21 protein-coding genes are annotated in these 20,964 nt (G+C 69.3%); 7 read left to right on the forward strand and 14 right to left on the reverse strand.

Going from position 1 to position 20,964, the window contains the following annotated elements:
- Window positions 1–8 precede the first annotated feature (8 nt).
- The 6 genes from VQ065_RS16065 to VQ065_RS16090 form a co-directional block, all read right to left on the reverse strand.
- Window positions 9–485: a DUF4142 domain-containing protein gene (locus VQ065_RS16065; protein WP_003088824.1), complete on the reverse strand. Its 477-nt coding sequence runs from the start codon at window positions 483–485 to the stop codon at window positions 9–11.
- A 67-nt stretch (window positions 486–552) separates the two neighbouring features.
- A complete protein-coding gene (locus tag VQ065_RS16070) occupies window positions 553–1,494 on the reverse strand; it encodes a 5-oxoprolinase subunit C family protein (RefSeq protein ID WP_010794134.1) in 942 nt (313 codons plus the stop codon).
- On the reverse strand, window positions 1,491–2,204 hold the full coding sequence (locus VQ065_RS16075; RefSeq protein ID WP_014603798.1) for a 5-oxoprolinase subunit B family protein: 714 nt from the start codon (window positions 2,202–2,204) through the stop codon (window positions 1,491–1,493). The genes VQ065_RS16070 and VQ065_RS16075 overlap by 4 nt, the downstream gene beginning before the upstream one ends.
- Window positions 2,201–2,944: a 5-oxoprolinase subunit PxpA gene (locus VQ065_RS16080; RefSeq protein ID WP_003088826.1), complete on the reverse strand. Its 744-nt coding sequence runs from the start codon at window positions 2,942–2,944 to the stop codon at window positions 2,201–2,203. Before VQ065_RS16080 ends, VQ065_RS16075 begins: the two co-directional genes overlap by 4 nt.
- A gap of 32 nt (window positions 2,945–2,976) precedes the next feature.
- The gene (locus VQ065_RS16085; RefSeq protein WP_003088827.1) at window positions 2,977–4,206 is read right to left on the reverse strand and encodes an OprD family porin; all 1,230 of its coding nucleotides are present in this window, start codon (window positions 4,204–4,206) and stop codon (window positions 2,977–2,979) included.
- Between the two features lie 24 nt (window positions 4,207–4,230).
- A complete protein-coding gene (locus tag VQ065_RS16090; RefSeq protein WP_003088828.1) occupies window positions 4,231–5,502 on the reverse strand; it encodes an MFS transporter in 1,272 nt (423 codons plus the stop codon).
- A 254-nt stretch (window positions 5,503–5,756) separates the two neighbouring features.
- On the opposite strand from VQ065_RS16090, the gene VQ065_RS16095 reads away from it, so the two are divergent.
- Together VQ065_RS16095 and VQ065_RS16100 are read left to right on the forward strand one after the other, a co-directional pair.
- The gene (locus VQ065_RS16095) at window positions 5,757–6,710 is read left to right on the forward strand and encodes a LysR family transcriptional regulator (protein WP_003088829.1); all 954 of its coding nucleotides are present in this window, start codon (window positions 5,757–5,759) and stop codon (window positions 6,708–6,710) included.
- A gap of 106 nt (window positions 6,711–6,816) precedes the next feature.
- Window positions 6,817–7,614 (forward strand): putative hydro-lyase, encoded by a 798-nt coding sequence (locus VQ065_RS16100; RefSeq protein ID WP_003088830.1) that lies wholly within the window; start codon window positions 6,817–6,819, stop codon window positions 7,612–7,614.
- Here VQ065_RS16100 and VQ065_RS16105 read toward each other — a convergent pair.
- Window positions 7,599–8,582, reverse strand: coding sequence for a hypothetical protein (locus VQ065_RS16105; protein ID WP_003088832.1), 984 nt, complete (start codon window positions 8,580–8,582; stop codon window positions 7,599–7,601). The two genes, VQ065_RS16100 and VQ065_RS16105, sit on opposite strands and share 16 nt — an antisense overlap.
- 191 nt (window positions 8,583–8,773) lie before the next feature.
- On the opposite strand from VQ065_RS16105, the gene ada reads away from it, so the two are divergent.
- A complete protein-coding gene (gene ada, locus VQ065_RS16110) occupies window positions 8,774–9,850 on the forward strand; it encodes a bifunctional DNA-binding transcriptional regulator/O6-methylguanine-DNA methyltransferase Ada (RefSeq protein WP_014603800.1) in 1,077 nt (358 codons plus the stop codon).
- 166 nt (window positions 9,851–10,016) lie between these two features.
- Here the strand turns inward: ada and VQ065_RS16115 are convergent, their stop codons facing one another.
- From VQ065_RS16115 to bsrA, 4 genes are all read right to left on the reverse strand, one after another.
- Entirely contained in the window at window positions 10,017–10,259 is a 243-nt protein-coding gene (locus VQ065_RS16115) for a DUF2790 domain-containing protein (protein ID WP_003088835.1), read from the reverse strand.
- Window positions 10,260–10,384: 125 nt separating this feature from the next.
- Complete coding sequence (locus VQ065_RS16120) at window positions 10,385–11,497, reverse strand: DUF2855 family protein (RefSeq protein ID WP_003088836.1); 1,113 nt, start codon at window positions 11,495–11,497, stop codon at window positions 10,385–10,387.
- 16 nt (window positions 11,498–11,513) lie between these two features.
- Complete coding sequence (locus VQ065_RS16125; protein ID WP_003088837.1) at window positions 11,514–11,942, reverse strand: nuclear transport factor 2 family protein; 429 nt, start codon at window positions 11,940–11,942, stop codon at window positions 11,514–11,516.
- A gap of 147 nt (window positions 11,943–12,089) precedes the next feature.
- Window positions 12,090–12,995 carry a LysR family transcriptional regulator BsrA gene (gene bsrA, locus VQ065_RS16130; protein ID WP_003088838.1) on the reverse strand — a complete coding sequence of 302 codons (906 nt, stop codon included), beginning with the start codon at window positions 12,993–12,995 and terminating at the stop codon, window positions 12,090–12,092.
- Window positions 12,996–13,120: 125 nt separating this feature from the next.
- Between bsrA and VQ065_RS16135 the strand changes: the two genes are divergently transcribed.
- From VQ065_RS16135 to VQ065_RS16150, 4 genes are all read left to right on the forward strand, one after another.
- The gene (locus VQ065_RS16135; protein WP_023657456.1) at window positions 13,121–14,257 is read left to right on the forward strand and encodes an SRPBCC family protein; all 1,137 of its coding nucleotides are present in this window, start codon (window positions 13,121–13,123) and stop codon (window positions 14,255–14,257) included.
- A gap of 36 nt (window positions 14,258–14,293) precedes the next feature.
- The gene (locus VQ065_RS16140) at window positions 14,294–15,226 is read left to right on the forward strand and encodes a LysR family transcriptional regulator (protein WP_003088848.1); all 933 of its coding nucleotides are present in this window, start codon (window positions 14,294–14,296) and stop codon (window positions 15,224–15,226) included.
- Window positions 15,227–15,330: 104 nt separating this feature from the next.
- Entirely contained in the window at window positions 15,331–16,968 is a 1,638-nt protein-coding gene (locus VQ065_RS16145) for a GMC family oxidoreductase (protein ID WP_014603802.1), read from the forward strand.
- Between the two features lie 21 nt (window positions 16,969–16,989).
- A complete protein-coding gene (locus VQ065_RS16150) occupies window positions 16,990–18,438 on the forward strand; it encodes an aldehyde dehydrogenase family protein (protein ID WP_340080426.1) in 1,449 nt (482 codons plus the stop codon).
- 35 nt (window positions 18,439–18,473) lie between these two features.
- Here the strand turns inward: VQ065_RS16150 and VQ065_RS16155 are convergent, their stop codons facing one another.
- Genes VQ065_RS16155 through VQ065_RS16165 form a run of 3 tightly spaced genes read right to left on the reverse strand, consistent with a single transcriptional unit; the run spans window position 18,474 to window position 20,762 of the window.
- Window positions 18,474–19,109 (reverse strand): IbrB-like domain-containing protein, encoded by a 636-nt coding sequence (locus VQ065_RS16155; RefSeq protein ID WP_003088853.1) that lies wholly within the window; start codon window positions 19,107–19,109, stop codon window positions 18,474–18,476.
- Complete coding sequence (locus VQ065_RS16160) at window positions 19,027–19,539, reverse strand: GNAT family N-acetyltransferase (protein WP_003088854.1); 513 nt, start codon at window positions 19,537–19,539, stop codon at window positions 19,027–19,029. Before VQ065_RS16160 ends, VQ065_RS16155 begins: the two co-directional genes overlap by 83 nt.
- Complete coding sequence (locus tag VQ065_RS16165) at window positions 19,536–20,762, reverse strand: phosphoadenosine phosphosulfate reductase (protein ID WP_003088855.1); 1,227 nt, start codon at window positions 20,760–20,762, stop codon at window positions 19,536–19,538. The genes VQ065_RS16160 and VQ065_RS16165 overlap by 4 nt, the downstream gene beginning before the upstream one ends.
- Window positions 20,763–20,964: the final 202 nt, after the last annotated feature.

The raw sequence follows: 20,964 nt of genomic DNA on the forward strand, positions 1-20,964 counted from the left end.
CGCGGCGCTCAGTCGGCGCGGCCGCTACGCAACTGGTCGGCCAGTTCGCGGTGGTGGTAGAAGCGCGCCAGCCATTCGTCGGCGAAGCGGCGCAGGTCGGGATCGGCGGAGTTTCGGGCGATTCCCTCGAAGCGTGCGACCAGACGGTCCTGCTGGCGAATCTGCGCGTCGAGGAAACCGCGCTCGTCGAAGCCGCCGGGAGCGGCGGCCTGCCGTTCGGTCTGGCGCGGCGAGGGCAGCGCCAAGGCCTTTTCCCCGGCCAGGGCGCGCAACTGATGGTCGAACTCCTGCTGTTCGGTGAGTACGCGCTTGGCATAGAGCTGCACCGCCTTGTTTTCGGAACGGCGCATGGCTTGCTCGGCTGCCTCCACCTGGGCCTGGCTGTCGGCCAGGCTGTCGGCGAGCAGGGCGCGGGTATCAGCGGGTTCGGCCTGGACGACCAGGGGCAACAGCAGGACGGCGATCAGTGACAGGCGACTGGGCATGGCGGACCTCCGGACGGGACGAGTGTGCGGTGGACGCTCGCCATACGGCGCCGTTCAAAAAAACCGCTTATGCGTCCCAGGCCGCCAGCAGGCGTCGATGCTCGCGGTGCGCCGCCTCCTGCACCGTCGGCAGCAGCCGTACCCGCTGGCCTGGCAGGCATTGCGCCAGGCGCGCCAGCGCCAGCGGGGCGAGGGCGCCGAGACGGGGATAGCCGCCGATGGTCTGCCGGTCGTTGAGCAGGACGATCGGCTGGCCGTCCGGCGGCACCTGCACCGCGCCCAGGGCGATGCCTTCGGAGATCATCGATTGCTGCCGGCATTCCAGGCGCGGGCCGAGCAGACGTACGCCCATGCGGTCGGCGCGGGTATCCACCTGCCAGTCGCCGTTGAACGCATCGAACAGGCTCATGGCCGGGAAGTCGCCGATCTGCGCGCCGAGGATCAGCTCCAGGCGCGCTTCGCCGGTGCAGTCCATGATCCGTTCGCTGGGCATCGGCAGCGTGCGTGGCCGTGCGCCATCGGCCAGCCAGCCGAGGCTGTCGCCTGCGGCCAGGGCCTTGCCGTCGGCGCGGGGGCCGCCCAGGCCTTCGCGGGCCACCGTGGCCAGGCTGCCCAACTGGCGCTCGCCGGCGAAGCCGCCGGGCGCCGCCAGGTAGGCGCGGGCGCCCTGGCGCGGGTGGGCGAAGGCCAGGCGCTGGCCGTCGCGCACGGCGAACGCGCCCCAGGCCGGCAGCGGCTGGCCATCGAGGGTCGCGCCGAGATCGCCGCCGGCCAGGGCCAACCAGCCGTCGGCACGGCATTCGGCGACGAAACCGCCGAGGGCGATCTCGATCACCGCGGCGTCCAGGGGATTGCCCAGCAGCCAGTTGGCCCAGCCCATGGACAGCCAGTCGAGGGCGCCGCCCTGGGTCACGCCGAGATGGCGGCAGCCGAAGCGGCCGCGATCCTGCAACTGGACCAGCGGGGTGCTCTGGCACACCCGCAGTCCGCCGTGGATGGAGTCGTTCATGCCTGGACCTCCAGGGGCGTGTCGTCGCCGCCGAGGCGGACGAATTCGGCGTGTCCGATGGGTTCGAAACGCACCCGGTCGCCGGCGCGCAGCAGGCTGTAGCCGTCCAGGGTGAGGTCGAACAAGCGCACCGGGCAGCGCCCGAGCAGGTTCCAGCCGCCTGGCGAGGCCTGCGGATAGACCGCCGTCTGGTGCTCGGCGATGCCGACGCTGCCGGCGGCGATGCGTTGCCGGGGAGTCGCCAGACGGGGTGCCGCCAGGGCTTCCTCGACCAGCCCCATGAAGGCGAAGCCGGGGCTGAAACCGAGGGCGAAGACCCGGTACTCGTGCTGGCTGTGGCGGCGGATCAGCTCGGCGACGCCGAGCTGCTTGCGCCGCGCCAGGGGTTCCAGGTCGGGGCCGACCCGCGGGTCGTACCAGGTCGGCAGGACGTGCAGGCGGCCGCCGTCCTGGCGTTTCGGGCTCAAGTCGGACAGCGCCGCGGCGATCCGCGCGCGGGCTTCGCCGGGGTCGAGCTGGAGCAGGTCGTATTGCAGGAGCAGGGTGGTGTAGGACGGCACCAGGTCGAGCAGGGCGGCGCCGAACGCCGCCCGCAGGTTTTCCTCCGCCGCCAGCAGCCAGGGCATGTTGGCTTCGTCGATGCGCTCGAACAGGCGCAGGACGAAGCTGTCGATGGCGGCCACCTCGATGCGCGGTTGCGGTTGGCTCATGCCGCCTCCAGGGCGTCGCGGATGCGCCGCACCGCGGCCAGCGAGGCGGGGTTGTCACCGTGTACGCAGAGGGTCTGCGCCTCCAGCGCCAGGGCGCTGCCGTCGCTGGCTCTCAGCGGCGCGCCACGGGCCAGCAGGAGGGCCTGGGCGAGCACCGTCTCGGCGTCGTGGTGTACCGCGCCGGGCTGGCTGCGCGAGACCAGGTAGCCGGCGCCGTCGTAGGCGCGGTCGGCGAACGCCTCGAACCACAGCTCGATGCCGTGGGCCTCGCCCAGCGCGCGCGCCGCGGTGTTGTCGCGGGTGCTCATCAGCATCAGCGGCAGGGTGCGGTCGTAGGCCGCCAGTGCGCGCAGCACGGCGGCGAGGATCGCCGGGTCGCGCATCATGTCCTGGTACAGCGCGCCGTGCGGCTTGACGTAGCGTACCCGTTCGCCCTGGGCGCGGCAGAGTCCGTCGAGGGCGCCGATCTGGTAGAGCAGCAGGTCTTCCACTTCCTGCGCCGAGCAGGCCAGCGAGCGCCGGCCGAAGCCGACCAGGTCGGGGTAGCCGGGGTGCGCGCCGATGCGCACGCCATGCTCCACCGCCAGGGCCACGGTGCGGCGCATGGTGCCGGGATCGCCGGCGTGGAAGCCGCAGGCGATGTTGGCGCAATCGATCAGCGGCATCACCTCGGCGTCCAGGCCCATGCTCCAGGCACCGAAGCTCTCGCCGATATCGCAGTTCAACAACAGGCTGTTCATGCTGGTTCCTTCAGGTCATTGCTCGCCGGACCTCACCACAGCGCCAGGCTGTAGCTGAGGATCAGGCGGTTTTCGTCGAGGTCGTTGGCGAAATTCGAACGCACCGTGGCGTTGCGCCATTTCACTCCGAGGTTCTTCAGCGGCCCGCTCTGCACCACGTAGCCGAGGTCGGTGTTGCGTTCCCATTCCTTGCCGTCGTTGGCCGCGCCGCGGGCGACGTTGTCGCCGGAGACGTAGCGGCTCATGAAGCTCAGGCCGGGCAGGCCGAGCGCGCCGAAATCGTAGTCGTAGCGCAGTTGCCAGGAGCGCTCGTCGACGTTGCCGAAGTCGCCGATCTGGATGAAGTTGACCAGGTACGGGTCGCTGCCGGCGATGTAGGGATAGGGATCGTCGCCGCTGATCCGCTGGTAGCCGGCGGCCACCGCGTGGGCGCCCAGGCGCAGGCTGAAGAGGGCGCCGAAGGCGCGGTTGTCCAGTTCGCGGAAGCCGCCGTCCTCGCTGGCCCGGGCGAAGCGCAGGTCGCTCTTGAGCGAGCGCTGTCCGCCGAGGTCGAGGGTGTGTACCAGGCCGGCGAAGGTCTGTCGGTAGATGTCCTTGAGCCGACCCTGGTGCAGGCTGGCGGTCAGCGCCGGGGTCAGGCGATAGTCGCCGCCGGCGAAGTCGAAGGCATCGCTGCGCCCGCCGATGCGGTTGGCGCTGAACACCTGGTAGTCGCTGGAGCTGTTCAGCTTGTTGCGGTCCAGGTGCGCGCCGCGCAGGGTCAGGCCGTCGATCTCCTGCACGTCGAGCAGCGCGCCGCGGAACAGTTCCGGCAGCAGGCGGGTGTCGTTGGCCGAGACCAGCGGGCTCTTGAAGTGCAGCGCGCCGACCTTGAGCAGGCTGTTGGAGACCCGCGCCTTGGCGGTCAGGCCGAGCTTGGCGTAGTCGTCCTGGGAGCCCCCGGCGGAGCCGTCGGCCGGCAGCAGCCCGGTTCCGCCGCTGCCGCCGCCGGAGTCGAGCTTGAGGCCGAGCAGGCCGATGGCGTCGACGCCGAAGCCGACGGTGCCTGCGCTGAAGCCGGACTCCAGGCGCAGGAGGAAGCCCTGCGCCCATTCGTCGGCGTTGTCGCGCGCGCCGCTCTGGCGGAAGTCGCGGTTGAAGTAGAAGTTGCGCAGTGCGAGGCTGGCGTGGCTGTCCTCGACCAGGTCGGCCTGGGCGAGCAGCGGCCAGCCCAGCCCGCTGCCGGCGAGCAGCGCGGCAGCCAGGCGGGGAGTGGGATGCATGCTGGGGTTTCCTCGGTCGACGGCTCAGAGTTCCAGTTGCTTGCCGCGGGTTTCCGGCAGGCTGAGGGCGGCGAGGATCACCACGCCGTAGGAGACCGCGGCGAAGGCGCCGATCCCCAGGCCCAGCGAGAGCTTCTGGCCGAGCATGCCGATCAGCATCGGGAACAGCGCGGCGATGGCGCGCCCGGCGTTGTAGCAGAAGCCTTGGCCGGAGCCGCGGATGCGGGTCGGGAACAGCTCGGTGAGGAACGAGCCCATGCCGCTGAAGATGCCCGAGGCGAAGAAGCCGAGCGGGAAGCCGAGCCATAGCATGGCGCCGTTGCTCACCGGCAACTGGGTGTAGAGCAGGACTACGGTGAAGGAGCCGACGGCGAACAGGACGAAGTTCTTCTTGCGCCCGATCAGGTCGGTGAGGAAGGCACTGACCACGTAGCCGACGTAGGAGCCGAGGATCACCATCGCCAGGTAGCCGCTGGTGCCGAGCACGGTCAGCCCGCGTTCGGTCTTGAGGAAAGTCGGCAGCCAGGCGGTGATGGCGTAGTAGCCGCCGAGGGCGCCGGTGGTCAGCAGCGAGGCGCGCAGGGTGATGCTGAGCATCCCGGGGGCGAAGATCTCGTAGAAGCTGACCTTGTCGGCGCCCTGGTTGCGTTGCCTGGCCTCGCGGTAGATCGCCGGTTCCTTGACCAGCCGGCGTACCACCAGGACGAACAGTGCCGGCAACAGGCCGAGCATGAACAGCGCGCGCCAGGCCTCCTCCGGCGGCAGCAGGCTGAACATCAGCGAGTAGAGGATGGCGGTGAGGCCCCAGCCGATGGCCCAGCCGGACTGCACCAGGCCGACCGCCTTGCCGCGGTCGCGGGCCTTGATCACTTCGCCGATGAGTACCGCGCCGGCGGTCCATTCGCCACCGAAGCCGAAGCCCATCAGGGTCCGCGCGACCAGCAACTGCTCGTAGTTCTGCGCGAGGCCGCAGAGGAAGGTGAAGAAGGCGAACCAGAGCACCGTCAGTTGCAGGGTCAGCACCCGGCCGATGCGGTCGGAGAGGATCCCGGCGATCCAGCCGCCGGCGGCGGAGGCGAGCAGGGTCATGGTGTGGATGAAGCCGGCTTCGCCGGTGCTGATCCCCCACAGGGCGATCAGGGTGGGGATCACGAAGCTCAGCATCTGGGTGTCCATGCCGTCCAGGCCGTAGCCGATCTTGCAGCTCCAGAAGGCCCGGCGTTCCTGCTTGTCGAGGGCGCGATACCAGCCGAAATGACCGTCCCGGGAAGCGTCCGGGCCGGCGTCGAGGGTCATGTGTTTTTCCATGGGGGCACCGATCGTCGTTATTGGTGTTATGAGGATTCGGTGGGCGCCGTCGCACCCGGTGGTTGCATTCTTCGAGGCTGGCCAGCGAGCGTCCAACTAATTTATGCGGCCGCCGGGGATAAGAAATTTCGATGGCGGAGCAGGCCGTCATGCGTCGATCATGTGCCGCCGGAAAGCGGGCGCTGGCATGGAAGCTGCTCGCTCCTGCCACCTTGTGTCCCTTGCCCGTCGGTGCCCGCCACATGAACCTGAAATTCCTCGAGACCTTCGTCTGGGTCGCGCGCCTGAAGAGCTTCCGCCTCACCGCGGAGAAGCTGTTCAGCACCCAGGCTTCCATTTCCAGCCGGATCGCCGTGCTGGAGGACGAACTCGGCGTGAAACTGTTCGTCCGCGACTCTCGCGGCGTGACCCTGACCCCGGAAGGCGACAAGGTACTGGCCTACGCCGAGCGCATGATGGACACCATGCACGCGCTGAAGCAGTCGCTCGACACCGGCGCCAGCACCCAGGGACGAATCCGCATCGGCGCCATGGACACGGTCATCCACACCTGGCTGAGCCCGTTGGTGGCCAGGGTCACGGAAACCTTCCCGGCGGTGGAGATCGAGCTGATGGCGGACACCGCGCGCAACCTCTCCGAGCAGTTGCAGAAGGGCTACCTGGACCTGATCTTCCAGACCGACTCGCTGCGCCACGAGTCGGTGCTCAACCTGGAACTGGGCAGCTACCCGCTGCGCTGGATCGTCTCCACCGGCTCGATCTACCACCGCGACTACGCCTCGCTGGCGGACCTGGCGCGGGAGCGGGTAGTGACCTTCTCCAAGCACTCGCGGCCGCACCAGGACGTGCTCGGCCTGCTGCACGCCAACGGCGTCGCGGCACCGCGCCTGAACTGCGTGAACTCGGTGGCGGCGATGACCCGCCTGCTGCGCGACGGCTTCGGCGTCGGCGCCTTGCCGCCGGCGCTGGTCAGCCAGGAACTGGAACGCGGCGAACTGACCCTGCTGCGCCTCGGCCCGCCGCCGCCGAACCTGCCGGTGGTGGTGTCCTGGCGCGGCGGCACCGGCCTGGAGCTGGTGGACGAAGTGGTGGAGCTGAGCAAGACGGTGCTGGCCGACTACGCGGCCAACGTAGGCCCGGAGTGCATGCTCCTGGCGCCGCTGAAGAAAGGAGTGGGGCGGCTGCGTTCGCGTTGATTCGGATTTTCCGATCGCCCCCGGCGGAAAAATCTCGTTGGACGCTGACCGCCGTCCGCTTCTACAAACCCGCCAACAACCACGTCCGCCAGCGCACGGAGCCGCCATGCCCGAACCGACCTTCCACGAACTCGCGCAACTGCCGCCGCCGGTCCTGCGCCAGCTGATCCGCCGCGGCGACTACGCCGGCCATACCAGCGGCCTCGGCCAGCGCCACTTGCAGGCCAACCTGGTGATCCTGCAGAAATCCTGGGCCGACGAGTTCCTTCGCTTCTGTGCCCTGAACCCCCGGGCCTGCCCGCTGCTCGACGTCAGCGAACCCGGCTCGCCGCACTTCGCCCGGCTCGGCGCGGATATCGACGTGCGCAGCGACCTGCCGCGCTACAGGGTGCATCGGCGCGGCCAGGAGCCCGTCGAGGTGAACGACATCGGCGCGTTCTGGGAGGCGGATTTCGTCGCCTTCGCCATCGGCTGCTCGTTCTCCTTCGAACAGGCGTTGCTCGACGCCGGCATCGGCCTGCGCCACCTCGAGCTGGGCCGCAACGTGGCGATGTACCGCACTGCCATCGCCACCCGGCCGAGCGGTCGCCTGGCCGGCCCCACGGTGGTATCGATGCGGCCGTTGAAGGCCGCCGAGGCGATCCGGGCGATCCAGGTCACCAGCCGTTTCCCGATGACCCATGGCGCACCGCTGCACCTGGGCGATCCGGCGCTGATCGGCATCCGCGATCTGGCGCGACCCGACTACGGCGACCCGGTGCCGCTCGCGGCGGACGAGATCCCGCTGTTCTGGGCCTGCGGGGTCACGCCCCAGGCGGTACTCGCCGAAGCCCAGCCGGAGCTGTACATCAGCCACGCGCCGGGGCACATGCTGGTCAGCGACCGACTCTACGACGAACTCTGAGAGGCGTCGTCCTTCGCCGGACCGGGGATGATCGCCAGGTGGCGCAGGGCGTCCGGCTCCAGGCTGTAGCTCTTGCCGCTCGGCGCCTCGACGAGCCGGCCGAGGGCGTAGAGGGTGAAGTAGCGCACCGTTTCGGCGCAGCCGAGGATGTCTTCGAGGTAGCGCCGATGCGGATAGGCCTGCAAGGTTTCCGGGGCGACGTAGAGGAATACCGGCTTGCCGTCGATGCGGTCGCGGAACTTGAAGCGGAAGCCTTGCGGCCGGTTCGGCGAGCCGTAGCGCTTGGGCAGCAGGTCGGCGCCGCCGTAGAACACCTTGCCGGCGCTGCCCGGGGTGGCATAGCCGATGTGCTGGAAATAGGCGCGCAGCGCTATCCGGCCGAGGCCGCTGATGTGGATGTCCAACTGCTTGAATTCTTCCGCCGGCAGTTCGGCGCGGGCCTGGCGAAAGGTGTCGACGAGCTGTTCGAAATCGCGGGTGCGCCGCCGCCGTTGCGTTCTCTGCCGAGGCGCGGCGGGAGCGTCGGCGCGCACTGCGGCGGAGGCCGGCGGCTGTTCCTCGGCGTCCGGGTCCGCTGGTGGCGGCGCGGCTTCCTCGACGATGGCCGGATCGAATTCCTCGACGTAGGCGTCCAGCTTGTCGCGGATGCGCCGCTGGCCGGCCTCCTCGGCGGATTCGCCCGGGCGCAGAGCGTCCTCGTCGTCCTCGACGAACCACTCGCAGTCCGGCAGGTGGGTGGAATGCGGGAACTTGCTGAAGTGCGCGGCCTTGCGGGTGTCCTGCGGCAGCTTGTCGTAGTTGCTCGCCGATACCTTGATCCCCTGTGCCCGGCACGCTTCGCTGGAGCAGAGGAAGTCGAAGCGTTTGCGCGGCTCGGCCTGGGAGAAGTATTCGCGGCGGGCACTGGCGATGGAGATCACTCGCTCCAGTTGCACGCAGTAGGCCAGTGCTATCCGTTTGAACGCCATGTTCCCAGTCCTTCCGCCGGTTCGAGCGGGCCATTATGGCGCCTGGCGATGGGTAGGCAAGCCGGCGGCCTCCCGCGCCTGCCGAAGCCGGGCGCACGGCCTCGCTCGAATTCAAGCGCAAGAACCGGAGTTCTTGCGCTTGAACGGCGAATTAGTCTGCGGGCATCATCCGCTCCCACAGGGGAAACGCCATGAGCCAGCAGCCCGATCCTTGCAACGCCTACCACACCGACGAACAGCGCTGGGCCGCCGTGCTGGCGCGCGACGCGGCGGCGGACGGGGCGTTCGTCTATGCGGTGAAGACCACCGGGGTCTATTGCCGTCCGAGTTCCTCGGCGCGTCGGCCCAGGCGCGAGAACGTCGAGTTCTTCGCCACTGCCGAGGCCGCCGAGGCCGCCGGCTATCGGCCCAGCCGGCGCGCCGCCGGCGACCGCAGCCTGGCGGCGGAGCAGCGCGCCGAGCGGGTGGCGCAGGCCTGCCGGATGATCGAGACGGCGGAGACGCCGCTGGCACTGGAGGCGCTGGCCGCCCGACTGGGCATGAGTCCGTTCCACTTCCATCGCCTGTTCAAGGCCGAAACCGGCCTGACGCCCAAGGCCTACGCCTCGGCCTATCGTGCCCGGCGCCTGCGCGAGCGCCTGGGCCAGGCATCCGCCTCGGTGACCGAGGCGATCTACGAGTCCGGTTTCAACTCCAACAGCCGTTTCTACGAGTCCTCGTCGCAACGCCTCGGCATGCGCCCGCGCGATTACCGCGATGGCGGCGCCGGCGCGGCGATCCGCTTCGCCATCGGCCAGTGCTCGCTGGGCGCGATCCTGGTGGCGCAGAGCCAGCGCGGCATCTGCGCGATCCTCCTCGGCGAGGAGCCGGAGCCGTTGCTGCGCGAGTTGCAGGACCAGTTCCCGCGCGCCCAGCTGCTCGGCGGCGACGCCGACTTCGAACGGCTGGTGGCGCAGGTGGTGGGCTTCGTCGAGTCGCCTCAACTGGGACTGGACCTGCCGCTGGACGTACGCGGTACGGCGTTCCAGGAACGGGTCTGGCAGGCGCTGCGGGAAATACCGCCGGGCAGCACGGCGAGCTATGCGCAGATTGCCGAACGGATCGGCGCGCCGCGAGCGGTGCGCGCGGTGGCGCAGGCCTGCGCGGCGAACCGGATCGCAGTGGCGATTCCCTGCCACCGGGTGGTACGTCGCGACGGCGACATTTCCGGCTACCGCTGGGGCGTGGAGCGCAAGCGCGAACTGCTGCGCAGGGAAGAGCGGGATTGAGCCCAAGGCCAGGCGATACGCGGCCCGGAATGCAAAAAGCCCACTCGATGGTGGGCTCTATGCAATGGGGCGCTGGTCCTTCAGCTGGTTCCAGTATCCATGTCAGCGGTGAAAATTTCGTGAAATGAAACGACAACCCTGACCGTTCGTCCTTTCCTCCGTCGTTTCATTCGTCGCTGCACGCACGCGCTTGCTTCAGGTAGTGCAACACCTGGCGCTCGCCGTGGGAGTCCAGGTACACCAGGGTGGCGCGCACCACCTGGCAGGTATCGCTGGGCGCCTCGTCGACGCTCAGCACCCTGGCCACGTCCAGCGGCATGCCGTAGACGTAGTCGGCAGTCGCCGCACCGGCGATGGCCGGCACCAGCAGTAGTGCAACGCAGCAGAGGTAGAGCTTGGCTCGGTTCATGGACGGTATCTCTCCATCCCCCCGCGAAGCGACGGCGCAAGGGCGCCGCCGACGCCATGGGTGGAACCCGCTTCGTCGTTCGCGACGGGTTCGCCACCTCCGTCCAGCAGTATAGAACGGCGGCCTCAGCCGCCGTCGAGGGAAAGGATGTAGCCCAGTTGCGGTGCCGAGCGCCCGGCCAGCAGGTCCTGGTAGACCTCCAGCACCTCGCTGCCGCCGACACCGCGGCGGACCTGGATCCAGCCGCCGACGAAGGCCGAGAACTCGCCCCAGACTTCCGCCAGGCGCGCCTGGAACGCCGCGCCGCCCCAGTCCTTGAGGCGTTTTTCCGCCTGCGCCGGGGCGAAGAACAGCTTCGGCGTCGGACCCGGCAGCGCCTTCGGCAGGCCGCCGCGCTGGTCCCAGTGGGCGGCGCCGACCAGGCAACTGTAGCGCAGGCGGTCGCCCAGGCGCTGGTGCAACTGGCCGAGCAGGGCGCCGTTGCCGGCGAAATCCACGCTCAACGCGTCTCCGCTGGCGTCCAGTGCATCCAGGCGGTCGTAGGCCAGGACCTCGTCATAGCAGCCCAGGCCTTCGACGAAGGCGCGGTTGCCCGCGGAGGTCAGGCCGACGATGCGGTAGTCCTGGCCGCGTTGCGCACGATTGCGCTGGAGGAGGAAGGCCAGGCCGATGGCGGTCTTGCTCGAGGCACTGCTCAGCAGCAGGTCGGTGGCGCCGAAGAAGGCATGCTCGGCGAGGAAGTCGTCGAGCAGGAACGAGGTGGTGAACAGCGGCCGCAGGAGCATCTGCAGGGCCTCGTCGGAGGCCCGGTAGAGCGGGTCGCTGCTGCAGCGCAGGTACTGGTTGTAGACCGACGGGAGGTTCCGGCGGTGCTCGCTGGCGTCGACGAAGCCGCTGCCGCGGACCTGCGCCGGCGCGACCAGCAGGTGGCTGGCCATCGGATAGTAGCCATAGAAGCGCTCGCCCGGTTCGACCCCCGGGCAGCGCGAGGCAAGCACCTCGGCGAAGCCCCAGACCGGGACGATGCCCAGCCCCTCGCCGGCCGGGAAGAACTCCCAGTAGCGCAGGGCATCGCCGAGGGCGGCATAGGTGACGTTGTTGGCGGTCAGGGCGAACTCGCCGACCGCCAGCAGCGCCTGGCCTTCCGCCAGCGCCTCCGGGGCGGGCAGGTTGCGCGTACGCAGGGCGGCGGTGGCGAGCTGGCGACGCTCGACCACGACTTCGGTGATGCGGGTCATGGCAGGTTCCTCCGCCTCAGGCCTTGCTCGCGGCCAGATAGGGCGCCAGGCGCCGGCCCATTTCCTCGCCGAGGGCCTGGAGGCCGCTCATGGGACGGACCATCACTTCGAAGTCGACGATCCGGCCGTCGTCGTCGAAGCGAATCATGTCGATGCCTTTCAGTTCGCGTTCGCCGACCCGCGCGCTGAACTCCAGCACCACGCTGCGGCCGTCGGCGCTGGCCAACTGGCGGTGATAGGCGAAATCCTCGAAGACCGTGAGCACGGTATTCAGGATCATCGAGACCACCGGCGCGCCGGCATACGGCTTGTGCGCCATCGGCGAGCGGAACACGGCGTCGGGATGCAGCAGGCGCGGCAACCCGGAGAGGTCGCGGCGGGCGATCAGCCCGTGCCATTCGGCGAGGGTGGCGGCGGCGTTGGCTTCGAGCGGCAGGCTGGTCATACGGTGGCTCCTCTGGCGGGTGCTGGACTGTATCCCCGGGGCGGCCGGGGACCGGCAGCGGGGCGCAGCCTCACCATAGGGCGCGGGAAAGGCCTCGCTCAATGATCGAAAGTGACGGAAGACTGATCCTGGCGCGCAACCTGCGACTCAGCCCTGTTCGATCTGCACGATCTGCTCGCGCAGCCATTGCAGGCCGGGCGTCGCTTCCTGCTGGCGATGCCAGATCAGGTTGACCTGCACCGGAGCCATCTCGAAGGGGACGTCCGCCAGTTGCAGACCATGGCTGCCGGCGAAACGCTCGGCCAGGCGGCGCGGCACGGTGCCGAGCAGCTCGGTGCTGGCGACGATGGCCGGGATGGTCAGGTAGTGCGGCACCAGCAATTGCACCCGGCGCTGCACCCTGGCCGAGCCGAGGACGATCTCCAGCGGACTGCCGCGACCCACCCGCGGCAGGATCGAGACGTGCTGCGCGGCCTCGTAGGCGGCGCGGTCGAGGCCGCCGCGGAAGGCCGGATGGCCCTGGCGGCCGATCACCACCAGGCGTTCCTCGCCGACCGGCCGGTAGGCCAGCTCAGGCTCGTCGAAGTACAGGTAGTCGATCGCCAGGTCCAGTTCGCCGCTGGCCAGCTGCGCCGGGATCGAGGCGCCTTCGTCGGGCCGCACCTCCAGCGTCACCTGCGGGGCCAGGGTCTTCAAGCGGGTCACCAGGCCCGGCAGCAGGCGCAACTGGGCATAGTCGTTCATCGTCAGGCGGAAGCTCCGCGCAGTGTGCGGATCGAAGGTTTCCTGGGAGCCAAGGCCGGCCTGCAGCAGATGCAGGGCCTGGCGCACCGGCACGTACAGGGCGAGGGCGGCGGCGGTGGGTTCCAGGCCCTTGGCGGTGCGCCGGAACAGCGGCTGGTCGAGCTGTTCGCGCAGGCGGGCGAGGGCGTTGCTCACCGCCGGCTGGCTGCGATGCAGGCGGATTGCCGCGCGCGACAGGTTGCGTTCGCGCATCAGGGCATCGAAGACCAGCAGCAGGTTGAGGTCGAGCTGCTGCAAGTTCAGCTTCATGAATAATCCTCATTCTATTTATCCATTACCCTGATAAGACTGGCATCGCTACACTCGAATGCAAGCCCTTCCGCCCCGGCGGATCGGCCCGGTTCGCGGCCCAGCCAATAACAATCACACGCGAGATGCCGACCATGTCCTTCGATCCCCAACCCTTTCGCCAGCAGTACCGCGCGGCCATCCGGCCCGGCTACAACCCCTGGCTGCACGCCGGCTTCGTCCTCGCCTACGGCGGCGCCTGGATCGTCTTCTTCCTCTCCCGGCTCGAGCAGCCGAGCCTGCTGGAATGGCTGACGGTGCCGGCCGCGCTGGTGTTCTTCAACTGGGGCGAGTACCGCATCCACAAGTCCCTCGGCCACCACAAGCACCCGCTGGGGCGGATGTTCTACAAGCGCCATACCGGCGACCACCACAGCTTCTTCGTCGCCGGCCAGATGCGCTACGAACAGGCACGCGACTGGCGGGTGATCCTGTTCCCGGCCTGGCTGGTGGTGGTCTTCAGCCTCGGCGCGCTGCTCGCCTGGAGCCTGCTCGGCCTGCTGAACGACAACCTCGCCGCGCTGTTCGCCGCGACCCTGCTGCTGGGCTACCTCAGCTACGAGATCTTCCACGCCTGCGAACACCTGCCGCCGGAGCATCCGCTCAGCCGTCTGCCGTGGATCCGCCACATGCGCCGCCTGCACGAACTGCATCACCGTCGCGAGCTGATGCAGACGCACAACTTCAACCTGGTCTTCCCGTTGATGGACTGGTGCTACGGCACCCTCCACTGGGAAGCGGAAACCGCCGAGGAGCGCGCCATGACCCGCATGCAGCACCGAATCGAGATCGCCCGCGGGCCCGAGGCGACCCTCGCCTACGCCGCCAGCCCGGGGCTCTGGCCGGAATGGCATCCCTCGTCGTTGCGGGTCGACGGCGCCTCGGGCCCGCTGCCGGCCGGCGCGCGCTTCGAGGAGGACATCCACGCCGGCGGCCGCGCCGGGCACCTGTCCTGGACGGTGGTCGAGTACCAGCCGGGCCACCTCTGGCGCGCCAACGCCCGTGGCGACCACGGCCTGCACCTGCGCCTGAGCTACGAATGCCAGCCGAGCGCGGCCGGCACCCGCTTCGTGCGCACCCTGGAATACCGCTTCGACGGCTGGTCGATGCGCCTGGCCAACCTGTTCCTGCTGCGCCGTCGCATCGAACGCGAGTCGGAGGAGTCCATGCAGCGCCTGCGCCGGGTCGCCGAGGCGCGGATAGCGGCGGCGGAAAGCGTATGATCGGGGTCCGCGGGGGCGGATCGCAGAAGGACACCGATGAACAAGTTTGCCGAAATGACCACCTTCGTCAGCGTGGTCGACGCCCGTAGCTTCTCCGAAGCCGCCCGCCGCCTGGGCACCACCAAGTCGCAAGTCAGCCAGCGGATCCAGCAACTGGAGAGGCGCCTGGGCCGGGTGCTGCTGAACCGCACCCGGCCGCTGAGCCTCACCGACCCCGGTCGCACCTACTACGAACACGCCTGCCGCCTGCTACAGGAGCTGGAGCAGGCGGAAGCCTCGGTGCTCGACGCCGACGACGACCTGCGCGGCCAGCTGCGCCTCTCCGCGCCGCTGGCCTTCACCCCGCGCTACCTGGCGCCGCTGCTGGCGCGCTTCGCCGAGCGCCATCCGCAATTGCGGGTGGACGTGCAGGCCGACGATCGTTTCGTCAACCTCCAGGAACCGCGCTTCGACATGGCCCTGCGCATGGGCCGGCTGGACGACTCCTGCCTGGTGGCGCGGCCGATCACCGCCAACCGCCACCTGCTCTGCGCCAGTCCCGACTACCTGGCGCGGCATGGCGTGCCGCAGCATCCCGAGGAATTACAGGCGCACGACGGGCTGGTCTACTACAACCGCGAGCCCGGCGGCATGCTCTGTCTGCCGGTGGACGGCGAACCGGCCTCGTTCCGCATCCGGGTGAGGATGCGCACCGACTCCGGGCACCAGTTGCTCGAAGGTGCGCGCGCCGGGCTCGGCCTGGCGATCCTGCCGAGCTTCCTGGCCGCCGATGCCTTGCTGGCCGGCGAGCTGCTGCCGGTCCTGCCTGGCTACTCGCCGGACGGCGGGCAGGTTTCCGTGGTCTACCGCAAGACCCAACGGACGCCCCGGAAGATCCTCGTCCTCGGCCAGTTCCTCGAAGAGGAAATCGGCGATCCGGCGCCCTGGGACCGCGCGCTCATCGAGCGTGGCCTGTTGCCGCCGGGCTGAGTTCGGAAAAACCGAACCAGCGGTTCGCCTTCCGCTGTCTGTCGCCGAGGGCGCGCCGGGCATAGCGTTGCTCCCGTCAATCGATCTGGATACGGGAGAACCCCATGCACCAACCCGAAAACCCGGCGCGCCGCACCTTGCTGGCGCAGACCGTCGCCGGCTCCGCCGCGCTCGCCCTGGGCTCGCTGCTCGGCGGCGCGCCCGGCGTGGCCAGCGCCACGGCGGAAACGCCCCGCAAGGCCTTCGATGGCGGCAGGATCGATGTGCTGATCGTCGGCGGCGGCTCCGCCGGCGCGGTCCTCGCCCGGCGCCTGAGCGAGCGCGGCGACCGCCGGGTACTGTTGCTGGAAGCCGGCCAGGCCTATCCGGCCTGGGACTACCCCAGGATCATCGCCAGCAGCGACAGCGTCGGCGGCGACCCCGCCAGCGACTGGGGCTACCAGTCCCAACCGGGGGCGATCGGGCATCCGATCCATGCGATCCGCGGCAAGGTCCTCGGCGGCAGCTCGGCGATCAACGGCGCGGTGGCGATCCGCGCGCGGCGCGAAGACTTCGCCCGCTGGAACCTGCCGGGCTGGTCCTACGACGACCTGCTGCCGGCGTTCCGCCGCCTGGAGACCCGCCAGGGCGGCGACCCGGCCCTGCACGGCGGGGACGGACCGCTGCCGGTGCGGCAACTGAGCCGCGCCGATCTCTCGCCGATGCAGAGGGCCTTCGTCGACGCCACCCTGGCCAACGGTTTCAAGTCCATCGCCGATTTCGACGGCGCCGACGCCAACGGCGTCGGGCCGTACCCGATGAATGTCGTCAACGGTGTGCGCGTCAACACCGGCATGGCCTATCTCGACAACGCCGTGCGCGCTCGCGCCAACCTGTCGATCCGCGGCGACGCGCTGGTCGACCGGGTGCTCTTCGAAGGTAAGCGCGCGGTGGGCGTGCGCCTGGCCTCCGGCGAGGAAATCCACGCCGGCGAAGTGATCCTCAGCGCCGGCGCCTACGGCAGCCCGGCGATCCTGCTGCGCTCCGGTGTCGGCCCGGCCGACGAGCTGAAGGCGCTGTCGATCCCGTTGCTTGCCGACTTGCCGGTGGGCCGCCGGCTCAAGGACCATCCGTTCTACTACAACGCCTATGCCGCCCGGCCGGAGCGCATCGGCGCGCAGTCACCGGTGATCGGCGCCAAGCTCTGGACCCATAGCTCGCGGGCGCAGAACGGCGAGCTGGACCTGCACATCACCGCCACCCACCTGTTCCCCGCCGAGATGAGCCCGACCGGGGTCGGCTTCGTCCTCGCCGTGGCCCTGACCCGGCCGCAATCGCTGGGCAGCGTGCGTCTGGCCAGCCGCGACCCGGCCGTCGCGCCGCTGATCGACCTGAACTTCCTCGCCGAGGCCGAAGACCGCGCGCGGTTGCTGGAAGGGGTCAAGCTGGCGCGCCGGATAGGCCGCAGCGAACCGCTCGCCGGGCTGATCCACGCCGAACTCGGACCAGGGCCCGAGGCACGCAGCGATGCGCAGATCGAAGCGGCGATCCGCGCCACCCTCGATACCTACCACCACCCGACCTCCAGCGCGCCGATGGGCCGTGCCGGCGAGCGCTGGGCGGTGGTCGACCTGGAGGGCAGGGTGCATGGCCTGCAAGGATTGCGGGTGATCGACGCCTCGATCTTCCCCGATGCCATTTCGGTGGCCACCAACATCACCACCATCGCCGTTGCCGAGCACCTCGCGCAGCGCATCGCCTGACCGACCCAGGAGAACTTGCAGATGAACGGACACGCCAGACACTGGATCGACGGCGCATGGCTCGATTCCGCGCAGCGGGGACAATCCTTCGACCCGGCCAGCGGCCAGCCGATCGGCACCTACGCCGACGGCGGGCGGGCCGAGGCCGATGCGGCGATCGCCGCCGCTGTGCGCGCCTTCGAAGATGGTCCCTGGAAGGACGACCACGCGCTGCGCGCGACAGCCCTGGAGGAAATCGCCGCGGCCTTCGAGCGGCATGCCGATGCGCTCATCGACCTGCTTGCCCTGGAGAACGGCAAGATCAAGCCCGAGGCTGCCTTCGAGGTCGGCGTGGTGCCGGGCAAGCTGCGCTACTACGCCGGCCTGGCGCGCAGCGAACGGGGCGCCAGCGGCACGCCGCGCCCCGATGTGGTGTCGCTGGTGCTGCGCGAGCCGATGGGCGTCGCCGGCATCATCGTGCCGTGGAATTCACCGGTGGTGCTGATGATCCGCTCCCTGGCGCCGGCGCTGGCCGCCGGTACCACCACGGTGGTGAAGATGCCGGGGCAGACCGCGCAGACCAACGCCATGGTCGCGCGGATCATCGCCGAAGCGCCGTCGCTGCCTGCCGGGGCGGTGAACATCTTCAGCGAATCGGGTTCCGAAGGCGCCCGGCGATTGATCGACGCGGCCGAGGTGCCGGTGATCAGCTTCACCGGCTCGAGCGCCACCGGACGAGCGATTTCCGCCGCCGGCGCGCGGCACCTGAAGCGCTTCGGCCTGGAACTGGGCGGCAAGACACCGCACCTGGTGTTCGACGACGCCGACCTGGACGCCGCCTTGCCCGTGCTGGAGAAGTCGCTGACGGTGTTCGCCGGGCAGTTCTGCATGACCGGTTCGCGCCTGCTGGTGCAGCGCGGCGTCGCCGAACGGCTACGCGAACGCCTGGCTCAGCGCCTGGAAAACCTGCGCGTGGGGCCGGCGGCGGACCCGCGCAGCGACATGGGGCCGCTGATCGACAAGGCCAACGTCGAGCGCGTCGAGCGAGCCGTACGCCAGGCCATCGCCGCCGGCGCGCGGGTGGTGGTCCGCGGCGGCCCGGTAACCGAGGGCGAGCTGGCGGCCGGCGCCTTCTACCGTCCGACCCTGCTGGAGGTCGATGATCCGGACCTGGACATCGTGCAACAGGAAACCTTCGGACCGGTGCTGACCCTGCAGGTATTCGACCGCGAGGAGGAGGGCGTCGCCCTGGCCAACCGCAGCGAGTACGGGCTGGCGGCCGGGGTCTGGACCCGCGAGGTCGCGCGTGCCTTCCGGGTGGCGCGGAAGATCCGCGCCGGCACCGTGTGGATCAACGACTGGGCCAAGGTCTACGACGAATTCGAGGAGGGCGGCTACCGCCAGTCCGGCCTCGGCCGGCTGAACGGGGTCGCCGCCCTGGACGACTTCGTCGAGTACAAGCACATCAGCCTGACCACCGGCGCGGCCTGAGCCTGGGCGAGCGGTGCGGCCGACGGCGCCGCCCGCTACTCCCAGGAGCGGGAATACACGTGTTCGCGGAACAGCTCGGGCAATCCGGAAACCTGCTTGAAACGCAGCACCTCGTCATTGTCCATGCCCAGTTCGCGGGCCACGTCGGCCTCGCTCCAGCCGGCCTTGAGCAGGGTCACCACGATCGCCGTCATCGGCAATACGCCGTGCACGCCGCGTGCTCGGTTGTGGCGGATGGTGGCGGCGATGCGCTCGCTGTCGCCTTCACGCCCGGCGCGTATCGCGGCGATCGGCAGGTAGCCGTGCAAACGCTGGCGCAGCGCGCCCTTGGCGCTGCCCACGCGCAGGCGGTGAAAGCCGTCGACCACCTCGTAGCGCCCGTCGGCCTGCGGATAGGCGACGATGGGCTGGGTGAATCCGTCGGACTCGATGGACAGCCTCAGCAGTCGCATCTCCGGCGGCGCGACGGTATTGGGGTTGTAGTCGTTGCCGGCGACGCGCTCGGCACGCACCCACTGCACGCAATCGACCGGCTCTTCGGCGAACGGACTGTGCGCGTGGAGCAGCCGGCGGATCCGGTTGATGGCTTCAATCCGCTCGGCAAGCGGCAACCCGTGCAGTTCGCCGAACAGCGCCTCGGCCCGCTCCGTCAGTGTCTTTGTCTGTGCCATGGGCTTTCCTCATGAGCGTCACCCAGCTACCCCGGGTGGAATGCACGGCGAAGCCGTGCGGTTCGAGAAGGCGCGCGCAGGCCTGGGGCGCGCGGGTGGTACAGGCCAGCCCGAGTTGGTCGACATGTCCGAGGACCCGCTCGCGCAGGGTGCGGAACAGCCCGCGACCGCGCGCTTCCGCACGCAGGTAGGCATCGCGCAGGCGAACCACGTCGGGATGTTGCTCCAGGCTGACGAACCCCAGTATCCGCGTGTCCCCCTGGCGGCGGAGCACGAACCAGCGGTGGTAGGGACCGTCGCTCAGCGGGTAGCCGCCGCATTCGCGGCGCACCCGGGCGCTGGCGAAGAAGCGGCCCATGCTGGCGAAGAAGGCGGCCTCGTCGTCGAACGAGCGCCACTGCAGGATCTCGCAGTCTTGCGGGCGGATCACGAGCGCTTCTCCCGACCGGGGACCAGTCTGTCGATATCGGCCTGGGAGAAGCCGAAGGACAGCGAGCGGGCCATGTCCTGCTTCAGCAGGGATAGCGCAATACGCCGCCAGGACGGCTGCTTGCGACGATTCTCCAGGGCCGGGATCCCCGCGTCCGGCCAGATGGCAAGGGGATAGTCGTGCTGCCTCCACCAGAGGATGAAACGCTCGATGCGCCGCTGGTAGATGCCGCGCAGAGGCGGCGGCATGCTGCGCAGGAGGAACTGGCTGTACTCGCGCCAGGTGCCGAAGGAGGGCGGCAGGCCAAGGCCGCCACGGTAGCCGAGGAAGCGCTGGCGACAATAGCGCGCCCCATAGTTGGCGCCGGCGACGCGCCGGACTACCTTGAACCAGGTGCGTGGCTCGATCCGGTGGAACAGGTCGAGGCCCTTGCGCTGGTCGTCGCCATAGGGCTGGCAGATGCGCATCTGCGAGAACGGCACGCCGGCGCGGTACATCTGGTCGTAGAGGCGGTTATAGGCGTAGCCGTGGTCGGCGACGCAACGCCAGAGATCCTCGAAACGCCAGTCGTAGATCGGGAAGAAGCTCACCGCCTGCGGGTTGGCCCGGTCGCGCGCGCTCCAGGCCAGCGGCGCGGAGCCGCCCGGCGGCGTCCAGGCGCATTGTTTCGCCCGGCTCCTGCGCTTGACCGCCAGGTAGCGATTGAGCGATTCGTCCGAACGGATGCCGACCAGGAACGCGGTAGGCTCTTCCCTGGACAGCCAGGCGTTGAAGCCGGCGACGAACTCCTCGAACTCCATGCGGTAGCGGTAGAAGGGGAAGAACCCCGGGTCGCTGATCACCCCCGGGTGCTTCGGCAGCGGGCGCACCCAGTCGGCCTCGGCGCCGGGTTCCCAGCAGCACCAGTAGGGTTCCTCCAGGCTGGAGGCGTTGCGCAGGTTGAGTGGCAGGCAGACCCACCAGGGGCGTACGTCGGGACGCCCGAGCATCTCGCTGACGTGATCGATGGTGGCCTGGTACTGCCCCTCCAGGTCGATGAACAGTACGTCCACCGGGCTGCGTCCCAACTCGCGTGCCACGTCCAGCGCCAATTGCAGGGTGACCGAGCTGTCCTTGCCACCGGAGAAGGCGACACAGACGCGCTCGAAGTTCCGGAATACCAGTCGGAGGCGGGATAGGGTTGCGGCATGCACATCGGCATCCTGGTAATGCTTGCCTGCCATGGGTGCGAACCTCTTCTTTTAATAACTATTGAGGGAGACCGTTGCGACGACGGTCCATGTGCAATGTTTGTTTCGGAGTTTCTCCAGGCTATTTTTTCGAGAGTCGCGGCAGCCGGCACGTTCGGCGACGTTGGACTCCGAATCAGTGGATAACGGAAATATGTCCAGGCACTTGGCAGAGCGACGACCAACAGGCCCGACA

The sequence above is a fragment of the Pseudomonas sp. KBN10P06128 genome (genome assembly GCF_037574945.1).
Lineage (GTDB): Bacteria > Pseudomonadota > Gammaproteobacteria > Pseudomonadales > Pseudomonadaceae > Pseudomonas > Pseudomonas aeruginosa.